The following is a 23,924-nucleotide window of genomic DNA, read 5'->3' as shown; positions in this document are numbered from 1 at the left end:
AGCCGCACCCCTTGGGTGCGGCTTTTTCACATGGTCTTCATACAGCGGCGCCGGTCTTGCGTCGTTCCATACTACGTACAACGATGAAGATTGCAGCGTAGAACCCCAGCCATGCACCGATCAGCCCCCACGCGGCGGCAGCCGGCAGCATGCGGCTACCGGCCCAGGCGCTGAGCGCGGCGGCGAGCATCAGCAGGTACTCGGTCAGCACCGTCCGGCGGTGGCTCCAGCCCAGGCCGACGAGGCGCTGGTAGTGATGCGTGCGGTGCGCCTGCGACAGCTTCTCGCCATTGAGCGCGCGGCGCAGCAGGGTCACGGTGGCGTCGACGATGAAGGGCGAGAACAGCAGCACGGAGCCCCACAGCGGCAGCACACCGCTGCGATCGGCCCACAGTGCGAAGAAGGCCGCCGCGAAGCCCAGCGCCGCGGAGCCGACGTCGCCCATGAACAACCGCGCTGGCGGGAAGTTGATCATCAGGAAGCCCAGCGCCGCGCCGGCCACCAGGGTGGCCTGCAGCGACAGCCCCAGGGCCGGGGGCATGCCGACGGCAAGCAGTGCCAGCGTGCCGAAGCCGATCAGCGTCATGCCGCCGGCAAAGCCGTCCATGCCGTCCATGAAGTTGTAGAGATTGATCATCCAGGCGCAGAACAGCACGGTGACCGGCATGCCCAGCCAAGCGGGAAGGGCGATGGTGAAGCCGGGCAGGCGCAGCTCGCTCAGCCACAGCCCGGTGAAGCAGGGCACCAGACTGGCGGCCAGGTGGATGCCGAATCGGATCCGTGGTCCCAACTGGCGATAGTCGTCCGCCAGGGAGATCGCCGCCACCGCCAGGTAGCCGGCGACGAACCAGGGCCAGCCCGGCAAGGGCTCCGGCCCCTGCAGCGCCAGGGCGGCCCAGCCAGCCAGCAGGGTCAGCAGGATGCCGACGCCGCCGGTGCGCGCCGTCGGTGTCTTGTGTAGCGAGCGTTCGTTGGGCACGTCCAGCAGTTTCAGCGGCGAGCGCGGGCTGGCCAGCCAGGCGCAGAGCGCCCAGCTCAGGACGAAGGCGGAGGGCAACAGGATCGTCAGGGTCATGTGTGGAAGGCCGTTCAGGCCGGGTTTGCGGGGCTGCGGCCGGCGGCCGCCATTTCGCCCAGGCTTTGAGCGGTGCTGTAGGGTTGGGTCCACTGCAGTTCGGCGCGCAGCGCCGAGGCGTCGACCACCAGGTCACCGACCAGTTGCTCGATCATGCGCCGGCGACCGGTCAGCCTGCCCGCCAGGCGCAGCAGGGCCACGGGAAACGGCCACAGGCGCGCCGGGCGACCGCTGCCTTGGCCGAGCAAGCGGATCAACTCTGCGGTGGACAGTGGCGTTTCATCGGCAGCGACGTAGCTGCGGTTGGACGCCGCCGGTGCATCGACGCAATGCAGGATCAAGTCGCATAGGTTGCGCGCGCCGATGAAGCTGCGGCGATTGGCCACGCTGCCCAGTGGCAGTGGCAGACCGCGCTGTACCAGCCGCAGCAGGCGCTCGAAGTTGCCCTTGGCGCCGGCGCCGTGGATCAGCGTCGGCCGCAGGATCACATACTGCATCGCACTACCCGCGGCGATCTTGCGCAGACGCTCCTCGGCCAGCCGTTTGGACTCGCCGTAGGGCGTGTCGGGGTGCAGCGGACTGCGCTCGGTCCAGGCCTCGCCCGGGGCGCCTTGGGAGCCATGCACGCCGATCGAGCTGATGAAGATGAATCGCCGCACGCCGGTCGCCGCGGCGGCAATCGCCAGGCGTTCGGTCAATGCGACATTGGCTTCGTGGAAGGCAATGGACGGATCGGCCGCGGTTTCTTGCAGCACATGGGCGCGTCCCGCCAGGTGGCAGACGGTGTCGATCCCGGCCAGCGCCGCCGCAAGATCACCGCCAGGCGCCAGGCCCGGGACGACCTCGTCGGCCAGCGCCGCGACGCGCGCATCGGGGCTGCCGCCGCGCGTCAGAACCCGGCTGTCGCGTCCGGCCGCGCGCAGGGCCTCCAGCAGGTGCAGGCCCAGGAAACCGCCGGCGCCGGTGACGGCGATGCGGTTCATGCACCGGCCCCGGCGTAGAGCGACACGGTCTGGCGCAACACGTGCTCCAGTGCGAATTCTTCTTCGATCATGCGTCGGCTGCGCTCGCCATAGCGGCGCAGCAGTGCCGGGTCCGCCAGCAACTTGCCGATCGCGTCGGCCAGCGCGGTGGAGTCGCCCATCGGCGCCAGTTCGCCATTCTGTCCGGCGCGCGCGATCTCGCGGCAGCCCGGCACGTCGGTGGCGACGATCGCGCGACCGCAGGAGGCGGCCTCGATCAGGCTCTTGGGGATGCCCTCTCCGTACTCCGAGGGGGCGACGACGATGGAGGTCTGTGCGAACACCTCCGGCATGTTGCCGCGATGTCCCCACCATTCCACCAGACCTTCATCGACCCAGCGGCGAATCTGTGCCTCGGGGATGCCGTTGGGGCTGCTCGGATCGGTGCCGCCGCAGAGCACGAAGCGCGCGCTGGCGCCGCGCTGCCGCAGCAGCCGCGCCGCCTCGACGAAGCTGGGGATGCCCTTCTGCAGGATCATGCGCGAGGCCAGCAGCACGATCGGCGCCCCGTCCGCCGGCACCGGGGTCACCGCATACTCCGCCGGGTCCACGCCTGAGCCGAGGATGATGCGGCTGCGCGCACGCGCGGCGGCCGGCATCGCGCCGCAGGACACCAGGGTTTCCAGGTCGTCGGGGTTCTGGCAGATGATCCGCGTGTTCTTTCCGCCCAGCGAATAGCGGAACAGCGGCGTCAGCAGGCGGCGCGCGGCGCGGGTCTTGGGCGCCTGGTCGAAGAACAGGAAGCCCAGGCCAAGCAGGGCGTTGACCACGCGCGGCACGCCGGCCAGGCGCGCCGCCGCGCCGCCATACAGCACTGGCTTGACCGTCAGGTGATGAACGATGTCGGGTTTTTCGCGGCGGTAGAGGCGCAGCAGTGCGAAGAAGCTGGCCAAGTCGCGCGCCGGGTTCATGCCGCCGCGCTCGAAGGGATAGGGCTCGCAGCGGATGCCATGGGCCTCGATGCGGGGGCGGTGCTGCTCCAGGTTGACCGAGGGCAGCACGGCGGTCACCTCATGGCCCAACGACAGCGCGTGGCGGGCCAGATGAATGCGGTGGGACAGGAAATACGAGGAGTCGTTTCCCACGAAAAAGAGGCGCATGAGCGGGTATGTCTGCTGGCTTGTGGATGACTGCGGCGCCAGGACCGGAGCGCTGCAGCGGCGGCGGATTTTCCGCCGGCTCGTGAATCGGAATTATAGGGGAATCGCCGCTGCCGACCGTGACCCGCGGCACTGCCGCCGTCGTCAGCAGGGCCAGAAGGGTGCGGCCGCGTCGGCCGCCGACAGTATCGGCCGGGCGCCGTCCAGCGGCCAGTCGATCGCCAGCCGCGGATCGTTCCAGCGGATCGCCAGCGTGGCGCTGGCATCCGGAGGGGCGCTGACCTTGAACGACACTTCCGCGGCGCTCAGCGCCAGGAAGCCATGGGCGAAACCCGGTGGCAGCCAGACCTGCAGGCGATTCTCCGCGGACAGGCGGAAGCCATGCCAGTGGCCGAAAGTCGGGGAGTCGTGGCGGCAGTCCACCGCCACATCGTAGATTTCACCCTGCAGGACGCGCACCAGCTTGCCCTGCGGCGAGGGCTCCTTCTGTGCATGCAGGCCGCGCAGCACGCCGGCATGGGACCAGCTGTGGTTGTCCTGCCACCACTGGCCGGTCCAGCCGGTGGCCTGCGTGAAGGCCTGCGGATTGAAGGCCTCCATGAAGGCGCCGCGGTGATCTCCGATCAGGCGTGGCCGCAGCAGCAGCAGGCCGGGCAGTGGTGTCTGCAGGACTTCCATCGCCGCGGCCGCCAGGCCTAGAGGTAGGTCATCCAGCGCTGCGCGCCGGCTTCGATGTCGGCGTAGGCCTTCTCGAAGGCGGCCAGCGGCAGGCGATAGGGGTCTTCGACGTCCTTGTCGCCGTTCCATTTCTGGAACTTGTGGACGCGGCCGCGCAGCTGCGGGTACTGCTGGAGGATCCAGCTGCTGTGGGTCTGGTCCATGGTCAGGATCAGATCCATTGCGCTGAGCAGGCCCAGCGTGGTCTGCTGCGCGCGGTGGCCGGAGATGTCGAGCCCATGGCTGTTCGACACTTGCACCGCCATCGGGTCCGCAGGGTGCCCCACCAGAGCCCCGACGCCAGCCGAGATGACGGTCTTGTTTTTTCCTTGCAGGGCCTGCCTGAGCAGGCCTTCGCCAATCGGGCTACGGCAGATATTGCCGGTGCAGACCACCATGATTTTGTTGAACATGACCGTAACGCGACGTTGTCAAAGCAGGGCGTGGAGAGGGTCTGCCATTTTCGCCGAGGCGGCGAAGATGTTGCCGGTACGCATAGGATCGGCGTTCTCGTCGAGCAGTTCCCGCACAGTGCCGCCGGCCTCCTGCACCAGCACGATGCCCGCGGCGATATCCCAGGGCTTGAGGTTGAACTCCCAGAAGGCCTCAAAGCGCCCCGCGGCCACATAGGCCAGGTCCAGTGCGGCGGAGCCGGCGCGGCGCACGCCGGCGGTCTGCGAGGCTACGCGCTGCACCATCGGCAGATAGCGTTCCAGGTACTCCTCGCGCAGCGGTACGCCGGTGCCGACCAGGGCCTGATCCAGGTCCCTGCAGTTGCTGACGCGCAGGCGGCGGTTGTTGAGCAGGGCGCCACCGCCCCGCGAGGCGATGTAAAGGTCTTGCGTGCAGGGCGCGTAGATCACGCCATGCTCGAGGCGGCCCTTTACCTGGATGCCGATCGACACCGCGAAATGCGGGATGCGGTGCAGGAAGTTGGTGGTGCCGTCCAGCGGGTCGATGATCCAGGTGACGTCGCTTTCGCCCTGCTGGCCGCTTTCCTCGGCGAGGATCGCGTGCTGCGGGTAGGCCTTGCGGATGATCGCAATGATCTCCTGCTCGGCACCCCGGTCCACCTGGGTCACGAAGTCATTGCGGCTTTTGCGCTCGACCACGAGCTGATCGGAGCGCTCGAAGTGGCGCATGATGAAGTTGCCGCCCGCGCGGGCAGCGGAAACGGCGATATTGACCAGCGGATGCATGGCAGGACCGAAAGGAATGGAAAGGAGCGAAGAAGAGAACGATAGAATATCACGCATGTCCGCTAACACCCCCCCTGCCTCCGCCCCGAACCCGCTGCACAACCTCCGCGTCGTCCTGGTCTCCACCCAGCATCCCGGCAACATCGGTTCGGTGGCCCGGGCCATGCTGACGATGGGCCTGACCGAGCTGGTACTGGTCAGCCCCGAGCGCTACCCCCACCCCCAGGCCCGTGCCACCGCGGCCGGCGCCCTGGAGGTGCTGGAGAACGCCCGCGTGGTGCCCTCGATCGACGAGGCCCTGGTGGGCTGCGGCTGGGTGGTGGGCCTGTCCGCGCGGGTGCGCCACCTGGGCGACGAGCCGTTCACTCCCTGGGCGGCTGCCGAGCGCGCACTGGCCCTGTCCGCCCATGCCCCCGTGGCCCTGGTGTTCGGCTGCGAGCGCACCGGCCTGACCAACGAGGAGCTGGACCGCTGCCACGCCCGTACCCTGATCCCGGCCAACCCCGGCTATACCTCGCTGAACCTGTCGCAGGCCGTCCAGATCATGGCCTACGAGCTGCGCAAGGCGGCGTTCCCGGACGTGCCCAAGGTCTCGTCCAAGGACGAGCACCCCTGGTACCAGCCGCCCGCGGCCGACGACATGGAGCGCTTCTACGAGCACCTGCAGCGCATTCTGCTGTCCACCGGCTTCCTCGATCCGGCCAACCCGCGTCACCTGATGCGGCGCCTGCGGCAGTTCTACAACCGCGCCCTGCCGGACCGTAACGAACTCAACATCCTGCGCGGCGTCCTGACCTCCTTCGAGCGCCCCAAGGGACGCCGCGTACCCCTGCCGCCGCCGGAAACCGGGGACGAGGGCACCGGGCCGGAGTAGAACGGTCTAAAATCCGCGCCTTACCGCGTCCCCCGAGAGCGTTACCAGAGACCGTCATGTTCGCCCGCATCCGTGAAGACATTGCCAGCGTGTTCCAGCGCGACCCCGCCGCGCGCACGACCTGGGAAGTGCTCACCTGCTACCCGGGCCTGCACGCGGTCTGGATGCACCGCGTTGCCCATGGGCTGTGGATTCGCGGCTGGCGCTGGCTGGCGCGCTGGATCGCGCACTGGTCGCGCTGGCTGACCGGCATCGAGATCCACCCGGGCGCGAAGATCGGCCGGCGCCTGTTCATCGACCACGGCATGGGCGTGGTGATCGGTGAAACCGCCGAAATCGGCGACGACGTGACCCTCTACCAGGGCGTGACCCTGGGCGGCACCAGCTGGAACCAGGGCAAGCGCCACCCCACGCTGGGCAACAAGGTGGTGGTCGGCGGCGGTGCCAAGGTGCTGGGCCCGTTCACGGTGGGCGAGGGCGCGCGCATCGGCTCCAACGCCGTGGTGGTCAAGGAAGTGCCACCCGGCGCCACCGCCGTGGGCATCCCCGCACGCATCGTGCAGGAGCAGGCCGAGCCCTCGGACCAGGTCAAGGCCATCGCCCAGACCCTGGGCTTCGACGCCTACGGCCTGTCGAAGGACATGCCCGACCCGGTGGCCGGTGCCATCTCGCGCATGCTCGGGCATATCCAGGAGCTGGACGAACGTGTCGTGCAGCTGTGCAAGGTGCTGCACCAGCTCGACGCGCGCATGCCGGAGACGGAGCTGGCGAAGCTCGATCTTCCCGGGTTTTGCGCAGAGGGCCCGGTCGTGAAGAGCGACATGCCGGCCAAGGCCGAATAGAGCCGCTGTCCGCAAGGACAGCGGCCACCGCAGCATGCCCACCTACCTCGACCACAACGCCACCACCCGCGTCGATCCGCGTGTGCTGGAGGCCATGCTGCCCTACCTGTCGGGCCCCTACGGCAACGCCTCCTCGCTGCACCGCTACGGCCGCGCCGCGCGCGACGCGGTCGAGCAGGCGCGTGCCCAGGTGGCGCAGCTGATCAACGCCCAGCCCGGCGAGATCCTCTGGACCTCCGGCGGCACCGAGTCGAACAACCTGGCACTGAAGGGCGTCACCGAGCGCGCTGTGCCGACGCGGTTGCTCTACGGCATCACCGAGCACCCGGCGGTGATGGAGGCCGCCGAGGCGCTGACGCTGCGCGGCTGGCAGGTGGAACCGGTGGCGGTGGACGCCGACGGACTGATCGACTGGCCGGCCTTCGAACGCCAGCTTGCCGCCGGCCCGCTGCGGCTGGTGTCGCTGATGCGGGCCAACAACGAAACCGGTGTGATCCAGGACGTCGGCCGGGCCGCTGCAATGGTCCATGCCGCAGGCGCCTGGCTGCACGTCGATGCGGTGCAGGCCGCCGGCAAGATCCCGGTGGACTTCGAGGCGCTGCAGGCCGACCTGATGAGCCTGTCCAGCCACAAGATCTACGGCCCCAAGGGCATCGGCGCGCTGGTGGTGAAAAGCCATGTCGAACTCTCGCCGCTGCACCACGGCGGCGCCCAGGAGCGCGGCCTGCGTGGCGGCACCGAGAACGTCGCCAGCATCGTCGGCTTCGGCGTCGCCGCCGAACTGGCCCTGCAGGAGCTGGAGGCGCGCGCCGGACAGGCCCAGGTCTTGCGCCAGCAGCTGGAGCAGGGCTTGCGGCAGATCCCCGGCATCCGCATCTTCGGCGAGACTGCCACGCGGTTGCCCAACACCGTGCAGTTCGCGCTCGCCGGCTACGACGGCGAGGCCCTGCTGATGCAGCTGGATCGAAAGGGCTTCGCCGTTTCCAGCGGCTCGGCCTGCGCCAGCGGCCTGGGCGAGCCCAGCCACGTGCTGATCGGCATGGGTCTGGACCGCGACACCGCCAAGGGCGCGATCCGCGTCAGCCTCGGCAAGGACAACACCGCAGCCGAGGTTGCCCAGTTCCTGCAGGCGCTCGGCAGTTTCACCACGGCATGATCTACCTCGACCACGCCGCCACCACGCCGCTGGACCCGGCTGCGCTGCAGGCCATGCTGCCCTGGCTGGAGGGCGGTTTCGGCAACCCGGCTTCCGACCACGCCTGGGGCCACGCGGCGCGTGCCGCCGTCGAGCGCGCCCGCGCCCAGGTGGCGGCGCTCATCGGCGCGCAAGCCGACGAGATCGTCTGGACCTCCGGCGCCACCGAGTCGAACAATCTCGCTCTCAAGGGCGCACTGGAATTCCGCGGCCTGCGCGGCGCCCACCTGGTCACCGCCCGCAGCGAGCACAAGTCGGTGGTCGATCCGGTCCGCCACCTGGAGGCGCAGGGCCTGCGCGTGACCTGGCTCAAGCCGGATGCGCAGGGTCGCATCGCCGTGGAGCAGGTGCTGGCGGCACTGGCGCCGGACACCGCCCTGGTGTCGCTGATGTGGGTCAACAACGAAACCGGCGTGATCAACCCGGTGGAGGCGCTGGCGCCGCGTCTGCGCGAACGCGGCATCCTGTTCCATGTGGACGCCGTACAGGCAGCCGGCAAGCTGCCGGTCGACCTCGCGCATGTGCCCATCGACCTGCTGTCGCTGTCGGCGCACAAGCTCTACGGGCCGCAGGGCATCGGTGCGCTGTTCGTGCGCAAGCGCCCACGGGCGCGCCTGAGTCCGCAGCTGCACGGCAGCGGCCATGAGCAGGGCATGCGCTCCGGCACGCTGCCGGTGCACCAGATCGCCGGGTTCGGCGAAGCCTGCCGCGTCGCGGCCGAGCGCCTGGCCTCCGACCGCGAGCGGCTTTCGGCCCTGCGCGACCGGCTGCAACGGCAGCTGCAGGCGCTGCCGGGGGTGCACCTCAACGGCGATCCGCTTCAGCGTGCGCCCGGAATACTCAACCTGTCCTTCGCAGGCGTGGAAGGCGAGAGCCTGCGCGCCAGCCTCGGGGACCTGGCGGTCTCCAGCGGCTCGGCCTGTTCCTCGGCAACGCGCGAGCCTTCCTACGTCCTGCGCGCACTGGGCCGTGATGACGAGCTGGCCGGCGCCTCGCTGCGCTTCTCGCTCGGTCGCGCCACCGGCGAGGCGGAGGTCGACCAGGCCGCCGCGCGCGTGGCCCAGGCGGTGCGGACCCTGCGCCGCATCGCCGGCACGGAGCCGGCCGCGCCGGTGGCGCCGCCGCACAACGCCCATGGCTATTCCGCGCCGGTCTGGGCGGCCTTCGCCGCGCCGGTCCATGCCGCGACCCTGCCGGATGGCGCCCTTGCCGGCACTGCCGGCAGCCCGGCCGGGGCCCTGCGCCTGCGCCTGCAGGCCGATCTGGAGCAGGGGCGCATCGCCCGCGCCGCGTTCCAGGCCTACGGCTGCCCGGTGACGATCGCCGTGGGGGAATGGCTGGCCGCCTGGCTCGAGGGCCGCCGGCCCGAGGAACTCCGCCTGTCGGCGGGCGATCTCAGTAGCGTGCTTGAAATAAGCGATGACAAGGCCCATTGTGGATTGCTGGGCGAGGACGCCGTCCTGGCCCTGAGACGACAGATGAGTGTGGCATGACGATTCAACTGACCCCGAGCGCTGCAAAGCGCATCGAAACCCAGCTGGCCAACCGCGGCAAGGGCCTCGGCCTGCGCCTGGGCGTGCGCAAGTCCGGCTGCTCCGGATACGCGTATGTCATTGATTATGCGGACGATGTTCGTCCGGGCGAGGAAGTCTTCGAGCAGCATGGCGCCAAGCTGGTGATCAGCCCGGAGCATCTGCCGATCCTGTCCGGCCTGACCCTGGATTTCCAGAAGCAGGGGCTCAATGAGGCTTTCAGGTTCCTCAATCCCAACGTCAAGGGCGAGTGCGGCTGCGGCGAAAGCTTCACCGTCTGAGCGGTAGTCTGAGCCCATAGGCGGAAATATCCGCCCCCATGAATTGCCGCAGTGCGGCATTCAGCTTACAATTCCTTGTTTTATGAGGGCTTATGCCCCGGCCAGACCGTAATCGGCCGGGATGTGCCCGCTTCCTCCCGCCTTTTCAAGGAGTTTCACCCGTGGCTGTCGAACGCACCCTTTCCATCATCAAGCCTGACGCTGTCGGCAAGAACCACATCGGCGATATCTACAACCGCTTCGAGAAGGCCGGCCTGAAGATCGTTGCTTCGCGCATGAAGCACCTGACCCAGGGTGAGGCCGAAGGCTTCTACGCCGAGCACAGCGCGCGCGGCTTCTTCAAGGACCTCGTCGGCTTCATGACCAGCGGCCCGATCGTGGTGTCCGTGCTGGAAGGCGAGAACGCCGTCCTCGCTCACCGCGACATCATGGGTGCCACCGACCCGAAGAAGGCCGCTCCCGGCACCATCCGCGCCGACTTCGCCTCGTCGATCGACGAGAACGCCGTTCACGGTTCGGACAGCGTCGACAGCGCCAAGCGCGAGATCAGCTACTTCTTCCGCGTGACCGAACTCTGCCCGCGCACCCGCTAAGCCGATGACCGCTCCCTCCGCCAGCGCACCCGTCAACCTGTTCGGTCTCGACCGCACGGAGTTGCGCGCGCGCTTCGCGGAGGCGGGCGAGAAGCCCTTCCGCGCCGACCAGATCATGCACTGGATCTACCGGCGCGGGCAGGGCGACTTCGACGGCATGACCAACGTCTCCAAGGAGATGCGCGGCAAGCTGGCGGAGCGCTTCGAGATCCGTACCCCGGAACTGCTCGCCGAGCAGGTTTCGCAGGACGGCACCCGCAAGTGGGTGCTGCGCCTCGACGGCGGCAACGCCATCGAGACGGTTTATATTCCCGAGGAAGGCCGTGCGACGCTGTGCATCAGCTCGCAGGTCGGCTGCGCCATGGACTGTTCGTTCTGTTCCACCGCGCAGCAGGGCCTCAACCGCAACATGACCACGGCCGAGATCATCGCCCAGGTCTGGTTCGCGGCCCGCACGCTGGGCGGAGATTTCCAGAACGACCGCGTGATCTCCAACATCGTCTTCATGGGCATGGGCGAGCCGCTGGCCAACTACGGCGCGGTACTGCCGGCCATCCGGATCCTGCTGGACGACTTCGGCTTCGGCATGTCCAAGCGCAAGGTCACGGTTTCCACCTCCGGCCTGGTGCCGTTCATGGATCGCCTGCGCGGCGACGTGGATACGGCGCTGGCGGTATCGCTGCATGCGCCCAACGACGCGCTGCGCAACCAGCTGGTGCCGATCAACCGCAAGTATCCCATCGAAGAACTGATGGCCGCCTGCCACCGCTACGTCGAGGGCAAGGACCGCAAGACGCACATCGTCTACGAGTACGTCATGCTCGACGGCGTCAACGACTCGCCGGCCCTGGCGCGCGACCTGGCCAGGCTGCTCGGCAACATGCCGGCCAAGGTCAACCTGATTCCCTTCAACCCCTTCCCGGGTTCGGACTACAAGCGCTCGAAGCCGGAAGCGATCCGCGCCTTCGGTGACGTGCTGCGCGCCAAGCGCATCATCACCACCACCCGCAAGACCCGTGGCGACGACATCGACGCCGCCTGCGGCCAGCTGGTCGGCCGCGTGCAGTCGCGCCAGAAGCAGCGCCTGCGCGACGTGCCGATCAAGACGGTGAGCGGCTGATGCGCTTCCTGTGGCCGATCCTGCTGGTGCTGGCGCTCGCCGGCTGTGTCTCCTCGGGCGACCAGAAGAACATCCAGGAAGCCTCGCGCATCAACACCCAGCTGGGCATCGACTATGCCCGCAACGGCCAGTTGGCGCTGGCGCAGGAAAAGCTGCTCAAGGCGCTGGAGCAGGATTCGAACAACGCTCTGGCCCACGCGGCGCTGGCCTTCGTCTACCAGCAGCTCGCCGATTCCACGGCCGCCGAGCGTCACTATCGCCGGGCGCTGTCGCTGAATCCGGGGGATTCTCAGGTACGCAACAATTTCGGTGTCTTCCTCTGCGGTCGCGGCAAGCGGGAAGAGGGCGAGACTTACCTGCTGCAGGCCTCCCGCGACAAGCGCTACGCCACGCCGGAGGTTGCCCTGACCAATGCCGGCGTCTGCTACAGGGGCAAGGAGGCCGACAAGGCCGAGGGCTACTTCCGCGAAGCCCTGCGTGCGAATCCCGCGTTCCCCGACGCCCTGAGCGAGATGACCGCCCTGTGCGTGCAGCGGCAGGACTACATCTGCGCGCGGGCCTTCGTGCAGCGATTCGAGCAGGCCGGGCAGATGACGCCGAAGATGCTGTGGCTGGCAGCCCAGGCCGAGGCAGGTCTGGGCGACCGCGAGACCTCCCGCAAGTACCAGATCCGATTGAAGCGCGAGTTTCCCGACTCCGAGGAAGCCGCCATGATGCTGAAGACCTACCAATAAAATGAGCGCTGAAAACGAACATCCGACGAGCGGCGAGACGCCCGCGTCCGCCAACGTGACCAGCCCCGGCGCCATGATCCGCCAGGGGCGCGAGCGCCTGAACCTGTCGCTCGACGAACTGGCCGGCGTCACCAAGCTGTCGTACCACACCATCGAGGGGCTGGAGCGCGACGACTACAGCGCGATGCTCGAGGCGGTCTACGTGCGCGGTTACTACCGCAAGTGCGCCAAGGTGCTGGATATCTCCGAGAAGGCCCTGCTGGATGCCTACCAGGCCCGCGTTGCGCCGAAGCAGCCCTTGCCGCCGGCCAAGCTGCGCCTGGCCTCGGGTGCCGACCTCGGCTCCGCCAGCCGCCTGCCGGTCATGCTGACGATCACCCTGGCGATCGTGGCGGTGGTGATCTGCACCCTGGTCTGGATGGCTCGCGGCAAGAGCGGGTCCGTGCCGCAGACCGTGGAGACGGGCGCAGCCATCAACACGGTTCCCGCGGCCGTGGTCCCGGCCGACGAGGCCGTCCCTGCGATCGCTGCGCCCGGCGTCGATACCGCTCCGGTGGTTCCGGCGCCCGCCGCGGGTTCCCCGGCGGATGCCGCCGCTGTCGTGCCGCCGCTGCCCGCCGCCCCGGCCACCGCCCCGGTCCCGGCTTCGGTGACGCCGGCTGCCCCGGCGGCACCCGCCGCAGCGCCGACGCCGGCTGCCAGCACCGCGGTACTGAGCTTCACCGCCACCTCCTGGGTGCGCGTGGACGATGCCTCGGGCAAGACCCTGTTCAACGGCCTGGCGCAGCCCGGCGAATCGCATTCGCTCAGCGGTGCCCTGCCGCTGAACGTGTTCCTCGGCAACGCGCCGGCGGTGAAGCTCGACTTTGCCGGCAAGCCCTTCGACACGCAGGCCTTCACGCGCGACAACAAGACCGCGCGCTTCACGCTGCCGGCACGTTAGGCCACCCCGGAGCCCACGCATGGCGATGAAGAGCCACCACCAGATCCTGCGACGCAAGTCGCGGCCGATCCGCGTCGGCCGCGTCACCGTGGGCGGCGATGCGCCGGTGGCGATCCAGACCATGACCAACACCGACACCGAGGACGTCGCCGCCACCGTGGCGCAGATCCAGGCGGCGATGAAGGCGGGCGCCGACATCGTGCGCGTGTCGGTGCCGACGATCAAAGCCGCCGAGGCCTTCCGCCAGATCAAGAAGCAGGTCGGCTACGTGCCCCTGGTGGCCGACATCCACTTCAACTACAAGTGCGGCATCGCCGCGGCCGAAGCCGGCGCGGACTGCCTGCGCATCAATCCCGGCAACATCGGCGGCGACCGCAAGGTGGCCGAAGTGATCGCCTGCGCCAAGCACCACGGCGTGCCGATCCGCATCGGCGTCAACGCCGGCTCGCTGGAAGGCGACCTGCAGGAAAAGTACGGCGAGCCCAACTCCGATGCCCTGGTCGAGTCGGCGCTGCGCCACATCGAGATCCTGCGCAAGCACAGCTTCGAGGACTTCAAGGTATCGCTGAAGGCCTCCGAGGTCTTCATGACGGTGGAGGCCTACCGCAAGCTGGCCAAGCTGATCGACCAGCCGCTGCACCTGGGCATCACCGAGGCCGGCGGCCTGCGTGCCGGTTCGGTCAAGTCCGCGATCGGCCTGGGCATGCTGCTGGCCGACGGCATCGGCGACACCATCCGCGTGTCGCTGGCCGCCGATCCGATCGAGGAAGTGAAGGTCGGCTGGGACATCCTCAAGTCGCTGCACCTGCGCAACCGCGGCATCAACCTCGTCGCCTGTCCGTCCTGCTCGCGCCAGAACTTCGACGTGATCAAGGCCGTGGCCGAGCTGGAGCGCCGCTTCGACGAAATCGACGAGCCGCTGGACCTGGCCGTGATCGGCTGCGTGGTCAACGGCCCGGGCGAAGCCCGCGAGGCCGCCATCGGCGTCGCCGGCGGCCGCCCCAACTCGATCTACGTCGACGGCAAGATCCAGTACAAGGCGCACAACGAAGAGCTGGTCGACGTGCTCGAGAAACTGGTGCGCGAGAAGCTCGCGGAAAGAAAAGCACAGAAAAAAATTGAGTCCGCAAATGAACGCAAATAAACGCCAATACGGCCTTCGCATTTGCGTTCATTTGCGTTCATTCGCGGACTGATTGCTTTATGGCCAACCTGTTCCAGTCCGTAAAAGGATTCAATGATGTGCTGCCCCCTGCCACCGCGCAGTGGCAGCACTTCCATGCCGTGGCCGCCGACATCCTCAATGGCTACGGCTACGGCGAGATCCGCCTGCCGATCATCGAGCAGACCGCGCTGTTCAAGCGCTCCATCGGCGAGGTTACCGACATCGTCGAGAAGGAGATGTTCTCCTTCACCGACCGCGAGGGCGACAGCCTGGCGCTGCGCCCCGAGGGCACCGCCGCCTGCGTGCGCGCCGGCCTCGAGCACGGCCTGCTGCACAACCAGCAGCAGCGCCTGTGGTACGCCGGCCCCATGTTCCGCCACGAGCGGCCGCAGGCCGGGCGCTACCGCCAGTTCCACCAGCTCGGTGTCGAGGCCTACGGCATGGCCGGGCCCGACATCGACGTCGAGCTGATCGCGCTGTCGGCGCGGCTGTTCCGCCGCCTGGGCCTCACCGGCCTGACGCTGGAGCTGAACTCGCTGGGCAGCGGCGACACGCGCCAGAACTACCGCGCCGCCCTGGTGGCCTACCTCGAGCAGCACCTGTCCGCGCTGGACGCCGACTCGCAGCGCCGCCTGCACAGCAACCCGCTGCGCGTGCTCGACTCCAAGTCGCCGCAGACCCAGGCCCTGCTGGCCGGGGCGCCGAGCATCCTGGACCACCTGGACGACGAGTCGCGCGCGCACTTCGACGGCCTGCAGCAGGGCCTCGGCGACCTCGGCATCCCCTATACCGTCAACCCGCGCCTGGTGCGCGGCCTGGACTACTACAGCCGCGGCGTGTTCGAGTGGACCACCACCCAGCTCGGTGCCCAGGGCACGGTCTGCGCCGGCGGCCGCTACGACGGCCTGGTGGCGCAGCTCGGCGGCACGCCGACCCCGGCCGTGGGCTGGGCCAGCGGCGTCGAGCGCCTGATCCTGCTGCTCAACGCACAACAGGCGGCCCTGCCGGACGGCGCCCCCCAGGTCTACTTCTGCTGGCTCGGCGACACCGCCCAGCGCGAGGCCCGCAAGCTGGCCGAGACCCTGCGCGACCGCCTGCCGGGCCTGCGCATGGTGCTCAACGCCGGCGGCGGCAAGCTGCAGGCCCAGCTCAAGCGCGCCGACAAGAGCGGGGCCCGCATGGCCCTGATCCTGGGCGACCAGGAAGCAGCGGAAAACCGCGTTCTAGTAAAATCCCTGCGCAACAACGATTCCCAGCAGCAGACCGTGGGCTGGCCGGAACTCCCGGCCCATCTCGCTGGTCTGCTGGAACTCAGCGAGAAACCCACGTGACGACCCATTACGACGACGAAGAACAAGTCGAGAACCTCAAGCGCTGGTGGAAGGAGAACTGGGCGGCCCTGGCGGTCGGCCTGGGCATCGGCCTGGCCGGCATCCTCGGCTGGGAACAGTGGAAGCAGTACAAGATCGGCAAGTCCGAGCAGGCTTCGCAGATCTACGAGGACATGAAGAAGGCCGTGGTCGCCGGCAAGTCCGAAGACGCCAAGGCCTCCGGCGACAAGCTGGCGAAGGACTTCGCCATGTCGCCCTATGCCACCGACGCCGCGCTGCTGCTGGCCGGCAAGGCGGTCGAGGACGGCAAGCTGGACGACGCCCTCAAGCAGCTGCAGTGGGTCGCCGCCAACAGCAAGGACGAGGGCCTGCAGCGCCTCGCCCGCCTGCGCCAGGCCCGCGTGCTCTGGGCCCAGAACAAGCCCGACGATGCGCTCAAGCAGCTCGACGGCGCCGCCGGCGAGTACGAGAACCTCTACGAGGAACTGCGCGGCGACATCAAGCTGGCGCAGGGCGACCGCGCCGCCGCCCGCCAGGCCTATGAAAAGGCCCTGAAGGTGCAGCCCGAGAAGGCCGGCGCCAACGAATTGCTGCAGCGCAAGCTCGACGACCTCGCCGTCGCGGTGCAGTCGTGACGCGCATCCTGCTGGTCCTGATGCTGGCGCTGGGCGCCGCCGCCTGCTCCAGCAAGGGCAAGGTCCGCGAGCCGGCCAAGCTGGCCACCATCGAGGCCCCGGCGATCAAGCCGCAGACGGCCTGGAGCCACGGCGCCGGCAAGGGCAGCAATGGCGAGTTCGGTGGCCTGCGCCTGGCGCTGGAGGCTGATGCGCTGTTTGCCGCCGACACCGCCGGCCGCGTCTATGCCTTCAATCCCAAGACCGGTGCCCGCCTGTGGCAGGCCAGCACCAACAGCCGCGTCATCTCCGGCCCCGGCGTGTCCGGCGACCTGGTGCTGGTCGGTACGCTGGACGCCGAGGTCATCGCCCTGAGCCGTGCCGACGGCAAGGAAAAGTGGCGCCGCAGCGTCTCCAGCGAGGTCATGTCCTCACCGGTGGGCAACGGCAATGTCATCGTCGCCCGCAGCGGCGACGGCCGCGTCTACGGCCTGTCCGCGACCAAGGGCGACCGCCTCTGGCTGCAGGACCGCAGCGTGCCCAACCTGACGCTGCGCGGCATGTCGACGCCGCTGGTCGTCGGCAACCGCGTCTACATCGGCTTCGACAACGGCCGCCTGGCCGCGCTGAAGCTGTCCGACGGCATCCCCGAGTGGGAGCAGGTCGTGGCCGTGCCCAGCGGCCGTACCGAGCTGGAGCGCCTGACCGACGTCGACGCCAGCCTGCTGGACAACGGCAAGGAAGTCTTCGCCGCCAGCTTCGGCGGCGAAGTGGCCTGCCTCGACGGCGATACCGGCCAGGTGCTGTGGCGCCGTTCGATCAAGAGCTACACCGGCTTTGCCGAGGCCGGCGAGAACATCGTCGTGACCGACGAGTCCGGCGTGATCTGGGGCCTGGATGCCCGCACCGGTGCCGCCACCTGGAAGCAGGAAACCCTGCTCAACCGCCGCCTGTCACCCCCCGCCCAGTACAAGGGCTGGATCGTGATCGGCGACTTCGAGGGCTACCTGCACTGGCTGGACCCCAAGGACGGCAAGATCGTGGCCCGCTCGCGCGAGGGCAGCGACCCGATCCGGGCCGCCCTGGTGACCGGTGACGACCTGCTTTACGTCATGAACAACACCGGGCGCATCGCCGCGGTCCACCTCAAGTAGGACTGCCGCAAGGGCGGTTCGACTCAAGCTCGAACATCCAGACCGGGTGCCCGCGAAAGCCGGCATCCGGTCTGCGTTTCACCGCGCTGGCCGTCCATGGCGGGACAGCAGCTACCTGAATTACCCCCAGCCCGGCCATCCATGGCCGGGCGTTCGGCGGGGCGGATGTCCACTGGACATCCACCTCTTTCCGCCTCACCCCGCCTTGTCGTTTCCGCCGGTATGATGACTGTCATGAATACGCTTCCCACGATCGTCCTGGTCGGCCGCCCCAACGTCGGCAAATCGACCCTGTTCAACCGGCTGACGGGGACGCGCGACGCACTGGTGGCCGACCTGCCGGGCCTGACCCGCGATCGCCAGTACGGCACCGGCACCTTCGAGAACAAGACCTTCATCGTCGTGGACACCGGCGGTTTGATGCCGGAGTCCTCGGACCCGCTGGCGGTGCTGGCCGAAGAGCAGGCGCAGATCGCGCTGTCGGAGGCCGACCAGGTGCTGTTCCTGGTCGATGGCCTGCAGGGCCGCCTGGGGCCGGACGAGGCCATCGCCAAGCAGCTGCGCAAGCTCGGCAAGCCGCTGACCCTGCTGGTGAACAAGGCCGAGGGTCTGCCCAAGACCACCGTCGCCGGCGACTTCTACTCCCTGGGCCTGGGCGAGCCGGTGCCGATCTCCTCGGCGCACGGCGACGGCGTTTCGGCGCTGCTGCGCGAGCTGCTCAAGGACGTGCCGGAAACCCAGGTGCCGCAGCCGCAGGACGGCATCTGCGTCGCCATCGTCGGCCGCCCCAACGTCGGCAAGTCGACCCTGGTCAACCGCCTGCTGGGCGAGGAGCGCGTGGTCGCGGCCGACCTGCCCGGCACCACGCGCGATGCCATCGCCATTCCCTTCGAATACGACGGCCGCCAGTTCACCCTGATCGACACCGCCGGCATCCGCCGCCGTGCCCGTGTCTGGGAAGCGGTGGAGAAGTTCTCCATCGTCAAGACGCTGGACGCGATCGAGCGTGCCCACGTCGTGATCGCCGTGCTCGACGCCCACAACGACATCAGCGAGCAGGACGCGCGCCTGCTGGGCCTGGTGGCGCAGCGCGGCCGCGCCATGATCATCGCGATCAACAAATGGGATGGCCTGCAGCCCGACGAGCGCGAGCAGGTGCGCTACCAGGTCACGCTGAAGATGCCGTTCCTCGACTACGCCCCGGTGCGCTACATCTCGGCACGCCACGGCACCGGTGTCGGCGAGCTGATGGGCTTCGTGCAGGACGCCTTCGACGCGACCATGCGCGAGATGCCGACGCCGGAGCTGAACAAGGTGCTGGAGAAGGCGGTCGAGCAGCACCAGCCGCCGGCCGTGCTGGGTCGCCGCATCAAGCTGCGCTACGCCCACCAGGGCGGCCAGAACCCGCCCAAGATCATCGTGCACGGCAACCAGACCGACAAGCTGCCCGACGTCTACAAGCGCTATCTCACCAACCGCTTCCGCGAGGCCTTCAAGCTGGTCGGCGTGCCCCTGGTGCTGGCCTTCAAGACCAGCGAGAACCCGTTCAAGGGCCGCAAGAACCAGTTGACCGGGCGCCAGATCAAGAAGAAGAAGCGCCTGATGGAGCGGGTCAAGAAGCGCTGAGCGGTTTCGATTTAATCAAGAACTTCGACCCGTCATGCCGGCGGAAGCCGGCATCCAGTCCCTGGGCAATGGCCGACGCTTCACGACTGGATGCCGTGAGTTCACAAACCAAATGCAACACCCTATTACGAGGGTGCTGCAATGGGACGCAAGAGCTTTGAGCAGTTTGGAATCGAGGAACGGTGTGAGATTTCCCGTCGGCGCCAAGCCGGGGAGTCGATCCGGCAAATTGCGGCAGCTCTGGATCGCGCGCCATCGAGCATTTCTCGGGAACTGAAGCGCAACACTGGCGCGACGGGCTACCAGAGCGTCTATGCCGGCGAGCAAGCTCGGGCGCGCCGCTGGCAAGGTAGCCGGCTTCTGCGTGATGCCGAGCTGCAAGCCAGGGTTCTGGAGGGATTGCGCCGAGGCTGGTCTCCCGAGCAGGTATCGCGGCGGCTGGCTCAGCAGGATCTGCAGATCAGCTACGAGAGCATCTATCGCTTCATTGCCGCCCAGATCGCCCGGACCAACGACTTTTCCTGGCGTCTCTATCTGCCCCGTGCCAAGAGCAAGCGCGGCTTCCGTGGCCGCAAGGGCGGCAGCCCGGCAGAGCACATCCAGCAGCGGGTTTCGATCGAAAAGCGCCCCAAGGCTGCGGCTGACCGGCGCCAGGCGGGACACTGGGAAGCCGACCTGATGCTCTTTGCGCGCTATGGCCAAGCCATCCTGACCCTGCATGAGCGAACGTCCCGGCTGACCGCCATCGTCCGCCAGCCCAGCAAGGCCGCTGCGCCGGTGGCGCAAACCCTCCAGGCCTTGCTGGCCCCACTGCCCCCAGCCCTGCGCCGCAGCATCACCTTCGACAACGGCACCGAATTCGCCTTGCACTACACCCTGCATCAGCCCCTGGGCTTGCAGACCTATTTCTGCGATCCGCATTCCCCCTGGCAGAAGGGTGGCGTCGAGAATGCCAACGGGCGTTTGCGCCGCTGGCTACCCCGGGGAACCAACGTCGAAGACCTCTCACCAGACCAACTCTTGCAGATCGCTCAGATCTACAATCACACGCCACGCAAGTGCCTCGGCTTCAAAACCCCAGCCGAGGTCTTCGCCAAAGTGTTGCATTTCAAATGTGAATCCACCTACCGGCTTCCGCCGGTATGACGATGGCGGTGCAGCGACCGCGATATAGGCATCAAGATCAAAAGTGCTGGGCCCCTAGGCAGCATTGCGGCTGCTGGAAGGCTTGCGCTTCGGCGGCGGTTTCGCGGCCGGCGGCTTCAGGTAGTCCGGGTATTCGGCCTTGCCTATGGACCAGCGCAGGCAGTCGGCGTAGCCGCTCATGCCGATGTCGCCCCAGCCCTCCAGCAATACCGGCGCCTCCATCTTCATCAGCAGTTCGCGGGTCGTCGCACGGTCGCCCGCCAGGCAGGCGAAGCGGCCGAAATTGTTGATGTTCCACTGGTCGGGGTAGCGCTTCAGCACGTCGGCGATGCCGCCTTTCATGCGGCGCCAGTCCAGCAGCGAGTCCTTCGCCAGCCGGTCGCCGTACTCGATCTGCGAGGCGAACCAGTAGATGCGGGCATACAGCCCGCCGCCCTCCACGGGCTGCGTGCGGGAGACCGCGAAAGCGACGAAGTCGTCGATCTGCCTGTCGCTGCCATGCCAGCGCGGCGTCAGGTATTCCAGTGCGGCGAAGTAGATCTCGTAGTAGTAGGGATGCTTCTGCGTGGCCTCGTCCACCAGGCCGGCGAAGCGTTCGCGATCCCAGCTCAGGCCGTTCGCCACTCCGAGCATGCAGCGATACCACTCCGGATCCTGCGAGGCCATGGCCTTGTACTGCAGCAGATGGGCTTCGGCGCGGCGCAGTTCGGCGTGGAAGGCGTCCATGTTCTGCTGCGGCACCCGGGAGGCCCAGTCACCGCCGCGAAACTGCCAGGCCCTGGCGATCATCAGCTTGGCCTGCACGACCCGGGGCGTGGGGTCATCCGGCCGGGCGGTGGCCCAGTCGGCCGCCGTCTTCAGCGTGGCGCGCCAGGGGATTTCCTTGCCGCGCGTGTCCTGCGCGACCTGCTCGATCCCCACGTAGAACAGCGACAGCTTCCACAGCCCGCTCTCGGTCCTCTCGCCTTTGCGGTAGCGGGCGGCGAGTCCGGACAGCGCTGCGAAGTCGCGGCCGAAGTAGTGCGCGCCCACCTCCTCGCGGATCGTTTCGCGCTCCTCGAGTTCGGGCAGGGCCCAGGCCATGGGGGTGGCCAGCAGGAGCAGCAGGGTGGCGAGCAGTCTTGAAGGCATGGCGTCCGCAGGGGCAGGTGGAGCTGATTCGCTGCGATGGTAGACCGCTCGCCGCCGTCCGGAGCGGCCGCGGGAACCTGCGGTACGAAAAAGCCCGCCGGGCGGCGGGCTTCTTTCATTTCGCAATACCGCTCACTCGGTCTGCCACTGCGCCAGCATGTCTTCGAGGTAGTGGATGTTGTGCTCACCCTCGCGGAACACACCGTCGCGCATGATGCGGCTCTGCAGCGGGATGTTGGTCTGGATGCCCTCGATGATCATTTCCGCCAGCGCCTGGCGCATGCGCGCGATGGCGGACTTGCGGTCCGGACCCCAGGTGATCAGCTTGCCGATCATCGAGTCGTAGTTGGGCGGCACCTTGTAGCCGGCATAGATGTGCGAGTCCAGGCGCACGCCGGGACCGCCGGGCGCGTGGTACTTCTTGATCTCGCCGGGCGAGGGGATGAAGGTGCGCGGGTTCTCGGCGTTGATGCGGCATTCGATCGCGTGGCCGCGCAGGCGCACGTGCTTCTGCTGCTTCTTCAGCGGCCGGCCGGCGGCGATCTTGATCATCTCGCGGATCAGGTCGACGCCGCTGACCAGCTCGGTCACCGGGTGTTCCACCTGGATGCGCGTGTTCATCTCGATGAAGTAGAACTGGCCGTTCTCGTAGAGGAACTCGAAGGTGCCGGCGCCACGATAGCCGATGCGCACGCAGGCCTCGGCGCAGAGCTGGCCGATTTCGTCGCGCTGCTTCTGCGTGATGCCGGGAGCGGGGGACTCCTCGACCACCTTCTGGTTGCGGCGCTGCATGGAGCAGTCGCGCTCGCCGAGATGGATGGCGTTGCCCTGGCCGTCGGACAGCACCTGGAACTCGACGTGGCGCGGTGCCTCCAGGTACTTCTCCATGAACACCGAGGCGTCCTTGAAGGCGTTGAGCGCTTCGGTGCGCGCCATCTGGATCTTCACGATCAGGTCTTCGGCCTTGCGTACCACGTGCATGCCGCGGCCGCCGCCGCCGGAGACCGCCTTGATCAGTACCGGGTAGCCCACCTTCTCGGCGATCGCATGGCACTCGGCCTCATCTTCGGGAAGGATGCCGTCGGAGCCGGGCACGCAGGGCACGCCGGCAGCGATCATCTCGGCCTTGGCGTTGGTCTTGGAACCCATCATGCGGATGGTCTCCGGGCGCGGGCCGATGAAGATGAAGCCCGACTTCTCCACCGACTCCGCGAAGTCGGCGTTCTCCGACAGGAAGCCGTAGCCCGGGTGGATCGCGTCGGCCTGGGTGATCTCGGCCGCGGCGATCAGCGCCGGCATGTTGAGGTAGGACTTGGTGGCGGGGGCGGGGCCGATGCAGACCGCCTCGTCGGCCAGCGCCACGTGCTTGAGCTCGCGGTCGGCGGTGGAATACACCGCCACCGTCTTGATGCCCATCTCGCGGCAGCAGCGCAGGATGCGCAGCGCGATCTCACCGCGGTTGGCGATGAGGATTTTCTTGATTTCTTTCATGGCCGCCAGCTCACTCGATCGCAAGCGTCATCATTGTGTTCGCCATTGTCGTTTCACTCGATGGCGAACAGGGGCTGGTCGAATTCCACCGGCTTCTCGTTGTCGGCGAGGATCTCGACCACCACGCCGGCCTTGTCGGACTCGATCTGGTTGAGCATCTTCATCGCTTCGATGATGCACAGCACCTGGCCGGCCTTGACCGTCTGGCCGACCTCGACGAAGGACTTGGCCCCCGGCGAAGGCGAGCGGTAGAAGGTGCCGACCATCGGCGCCTTGACGATATGGCGGTTGTCCGAGACCGGGCGTGCTGCGGGCGCAGCGGCGGCCGGGGCAGCCGGTGCCGGGGCGGCCAGGGCGGCGGGCGGGGCCATCATGTGGGGGGCGGTGAGGTACTGCGTCACCGGGCCGGTGTTGCGGCTGATACGAACCGACTCTTCGCCTTCCTTGACCTCGAGTTCCGAGATGCCGGACTGCTCGACGAGGTCGATCAGCGTCTTGATCTTGCGCAAATCCATTTGAATGTTCCCTCCGGGGAGCTTTCGTTGTTGTGCGGTCAGCGTTGGGCGAGACGTTCGTGAGCGGCCTGCAGCGCCAGCCGGTATCCAAGCGGACCCAGGCCGACGATCTGGCCGACGGCGACGTCGGAAAAATAGGAGTGATGCCGGAACTGTTCACGGGCGTGCACATTGGACAGGTGCACTTCGATGAAGGGGATCGCCACCGCCAGCAGCGCATCGCGGATGGCGACGCTGGTGTGGGTGAAGGCGGCGGGGTTGATCAGGATGAACTCGACGTTCTCGGAGCGCGCCTGCTGCACGCGCTCGACGATCAGGCCTTCCTGGTTGCTCTGGAAGGTTGCCAGGCCATGGCCCAGGCGCTGCGCTTCCGCCACCAGTCCCCGCTCGATCTCGGCGAGCGTCGCCGAGCCGTAGATGCCGGGCTCGCGGGTGCCGAGCAGGTTCAGGTTGGGGCCGTTGATGAGGAGCAGGTTGCTCAAGCAGCGTTTTCCGGTGCGAAAGTGCCCGGATTCTGCCGTGCC

25 protein-coding genes are annotated in these 23,924 nt (G+C 67.9%); 15 read left to right on the top strand and 10 right to left on the bottom strand.

Going from position 1 to position 23,924, the window contains the following annotated elements:
* Window positions 1-37 precede the first annotated feature (37 nt).
* The 6 genes from D0B54_RS14965 to D0B54_RS14940 all read right to left on the bottom strand — a co-directional run bounded on the left by D0B54_RS14965 (window position 38) and on the right by D0B54_RS14940 (window position 5,113).
* A complete protein-coding gene (locus D0B54_RS14965; RefSeq protein ID WP_117292093.1) occupies window positions 38-1,075 on the bottom strand; it encodes an MraY family glycosyltransferase in 1,038 nt (345 codons plus the stop codon).
* A 14-nt stretch (window positions 1,076-1,089) separates the two neighbouring features.
* Window positions 1,090-2,058: an NAD-dependent epimerase/dehydratase family protein gene (locus tag D0B54_RS14960; protein ID WP_117292092.1), complete on the bottom strand. Its 969-nt coding sequence runs from the start codon at window positions 2,056-2,058 to the stop codon at window positions 1,090-1,092.
* Window positions 2,055-3,197, bottom strand: coding sequence for a glycosyltransferase family 4 protein (locus tag D0B54_RS14955; protein WP_117292091.1), 1,143 nt, complete (start codon window positions 3,195-3,197; stop codon window positions 2,055-2,057). Before D0B54_RS14955 ends, D0B54_RS14960 begins: the two co-directional genes overlap by 4 nt.
* A gap of 144 nt (window positions 3,198-3,341) precedes the next feature.
* Entirely contained in the window at window positions 3,342-3,875 is a 534-nt protein-coding gene (rfbC, locus tag D0B54_RS14950; protein ID WP_117292090.1) for a dTDP-4-dehydrorhamnose 3,5-epimerase, read from the bottom strand.
* Window positions 3,876-3,892: 17 nt separating this feature from the next.
* Window positions 3,893-4,327, bottom strand: coding sequence for a low molecular weight protein-tyrosine-phosphatase (locus D0B54_RS14945; RefSeq protein ID WP_117292089.1), 435 nt, complete (start codon window positions 4,325-4,327; stop codon window positions 3,893-3,895).
* 18 nt (window positions 4,328-4,345) lie between these two features.
* Window positions 4,346-5,113, bottom strand: a complete 768-nt coding sequence (locus D0B54_RS14940; protein ID WP_117292088.1) for an inositol monophosphatase family protein — start codon at window positions 5,111-5,113, stop codon at window positions 4,346-4,348.
* Between the two features lie 55 nt (window positions 5,114-5,168).
* Here D0B54_RS14940 and D0B54_RS14935 point away from each other — a divergent pair, with 55 nt between their 5' ends.
* The 15 genes from D0B54_RS14935 to D0B54_RS14865 all read left to right on the top strand — a co-directional run bounded on the left by D0B54_RS14935 (window position 5,169) and on the right by D0B54_RS14865 (window position 20,263).
* On the top strand, window positions 5,169-5,987 hold the full coding sequence (locus tag D0B54_RS14935) for an RNA methyltransferase (RefSeq protein ID WP_117292087.1): 819 nt from the start codon (window positions 5,169-5,171) through the stop codon (window positions 5,985-5,987).
* A 56-nt stretch (window positions 5,988-6,043) separates the two neighbouring features.
* Entirely contained in the window at window positions 6,044-6,829 is a 786-nt protein-coding gene (gene cysE / locus D0B54_RS14930; protein ID WP_117292086.1) for a serine O-acetyltransferase, read from the top strand.
* Between the two features lie 34 nt (window positions 6,830-6,863).
* The gene (locus D0B54_RS14925; protein WP_117292085.1) at window positions 6,864-7,985 is read left to right on the top strand and encodes a cysteine desulfurase family protein; all 1,122 of its coding nucleotides are present in this window, start codon (window positions 6,864-6,866) and stop codon (window positions 7,983-7,985) included.
* Window positions 7,982-9,517, top strand: a complete 1,536-nt coding sequence (locus D0B54_RS14920) for an aminotransferase class V-fold PLP-dependent enzyme (RefSeq protein ID WP_117292084.1) — start codon at window positions 7,982-7,984, stop codon at window positions 9,515-9,517. The genes D0B54_RS14925 and D0B54_RS14920 overlap by 4 nt, the downstream gene beginning before the upstream one ends.
* The gene (locus D0B54_RS14915) at window positions 9,514-9,837 is read left to right on the top strand and encodes a HesB/IscA family protein (protein WP_117292083.1); all 324 of its coding nucleotides are present in this window, start codon (window positions 9,514-9,516) and stop codon (window positions 9,835-9,837) included. Before D0B54_RS14920 ends, D0B54_RS14915 begins: the two co-directional genes overlap by 4 nt.
* Before the next feature lie 161 nt (window positions 9,838-9,998).
* On the top strand, window positions 9,999-10,430 hold the full coding sequence (gene ndk / locus D0B54_RS14910) for a nucleoside-diphosphate kinase (RefSeq protein WP_117292082.1): 432 nt from the start codon (window positions 9,999-10,001) through the stop codon (window positions 10,428-10,430).
* Window positions 10,431-10,434: 4 nt separating this feature from the next.
* Window positions 10,435-11,550, top strand: coding sequence for a 23S rRNA (adenine(2503)-C(2))-methyltransferase RlmN (rlmN, locus tag D0B54_RS14905; protein ID WP_117292081.1), 1,116 nt, complete (start codon window positions 10,435-10,437; stop codon window positions 11,548-11,550).
* Window positions 11,550-12,284 (top strand): type IV pilus biogenesis/stability protein PilW, encoded by a 735-nt coding sequence (gene pilW, locus D0B54_RS14900; protein ID WP_117292080.1) that lies wholly within the window; start codon window positions 11,550-11,552, stop codon window positions 12,282-12,284. Before rlmN ends, pilW begins: the two co-directional genes overlap by 1 nt.
* 1 nt (window position 12,285) lies before the next feature.
* The gene (locus D0B54_RS14895) at window positions 12,286-13,227 is read left to right on the top strand and encodes a RodZ domain-containing protein (RefSeq protein WP_117292079.1); all 942 of its coding nucleotides are present in this window, start codon (window positions 12,286-12,288) and stop codon (window positions 13,225-13,227) included.
* Between the two features lie 25 nt (window positions 13,228-13,252).
* The gene (gene ispG / locus D0B54_RS14890) at window positions 13,253-14,371 is read left to right on the top strand and encodes a flavodoxin-dependent (E)-4-hydroxy-3-methylbut-2-enyl-diphosphate synthase (protein ID WP_117295268.1); all 1,119 of its coding nucleotides are present in this window, start codon (window positions 13,253-13,255) and stop codon (window positions 14,369-14,371) included.
* A 59-nt stretch (window positions 14,372-14,430) separates the two neighbouring features.
* Window positions 14,431-15,723 carry a histidine--tRNA ligase gene (gene hisS, locus D0B54_RS14885; protein WP_117292078.1) on the top strand — a complete coding sequence of 431 codons (1,293 nt, stop codon included), beginning with the start codon at window positions 14,431-14,433 and terminating at the stop codon, window positions 15,721-15,723.
* Window positions 15,720-16,358, top strand: coding sequence for a YfgM family protein (locus D0B54_RS14880; protein WP_117292077.1), 639 nt, complete (start codon window positions 15,720-15,722; stop codon window positions 16,356-16,358). Before hisS ends, D0B54_RS14880 begins: the two co-directional genes overlap by 4 nt.
* Window positions 16,355-17,491 (top strand): outer membrane protein assembly factor BamB, encoded by a 1,137-nt coding sequence (gene bamB / locus D0B54_RS14875; RefSeq protein WP_117292076.1) that lies wholly within the window; start codon window positions 16,355-16,357, stop codon window positions 17,489-17,491. The genes D0B54_RS14880 and bamB overlap by 4 nt, the downstream gene beginning before the upstream one ends.
* Window positions 17,492-17,725: 234 nt before the next feature.
* On the top strand, window positions 17,726-19,117 hold the full coding sequence (gene der, locus D0B54_RS14870) for a ribosome biogenesis GTPase Der (protein WP_162932443.1): 1,392 nt from the start codon (window positions 17,726-17,728) through the stop codon (window positions 19,115-19,117).
* 141 nt (window positions 19,118-19,258) lie between these two features.
* Window positions 19,259-20,263, top strand: coding sequence for an IS30 family transposase (locus tag D0B54_RS14865; protein WP_117292075.1), 1,005 nt, complete (start codon window positions 19,259-19,261; stop codon window positions 20,261-20,263).
* A 54-nt stretch (window positions 20,264-20,317) separates the two neighbouring features.
* On the opposite strand, the gene D0B54_RS14860 is transcribed toward D0B54_RS14865, so the two are convergent.
* The 4 genes from D0B54_RS14860 to aroQ all read right to left on the bottom strand — a co-directional run bounded on the left by D0B54_RS14860 (window position 20,318) and on the right by aroQ (window position 23,882).
* Entirely contained in the window at window positions 20,318-21,394 is a 1,077-nt protein-coding gene (locus D0B54_RS14860; protein ID WP_117292074.1) for a DUF4034 domain-containing protein, read from the bottom strand.
* 132 nt (window positions 21,395-21,526) lie between these two features.
* Window positions 21,527-22,885, bottom strand: a complete 1,359-nt coding sequence (gene accC / locus D0B54_RS14855; protein WP_117292073.1) for an acetyl-CoA carboxylase biotin carboxylase subunit — start codon at window positions 22,883-22,885, stop codon at window positions 21,527-21,529.
* A gap of 53 nt (window positions 22,886-22,938) precedes the next feature.
* A complete protein-coding gene (accB, locus tag D0B54_RS14850) occupies window positions 22,939-23,400 on the bottom strand; it encodes an acetyl-CoA carboxylase biotin carboxyl carrier protein (protein WP_117292072.1) in 462 nt (153 codons plus the stop codon).
* 38 nt (window positions 23,401-23,438) lie between these two features.
* Window positions 23,439-23,882 (bottom strand): type II 3-dehydroquinate dehydratase, encoded by a 444-nt coding sequence (aroQ, locus tag D0B54_RS14845; RefSeq protein WP_117292071.1) that lies wholly within the window; start codon window positions 23,880-23,882, stop codon window positions 23,439-23,441.
* Window positions 23,883-23,924: the final 42 nt, after the last annotated feature.

The sequence above is a fragment of the Solimonas sp. K1W22B-7 genome, from assembly GCF_003428335.1.
Taxonomy (GTDB): domain Bacteria; phylum Pseudomonadota; class Gammaproteobacteria; order Nevskiales; family Nevskiaceae; genus Solimonas_A.
Note: the sequence above shows the minus strand (reverse complement) of the source record. Positions and strands in the feature narration are given on the sequence as shown.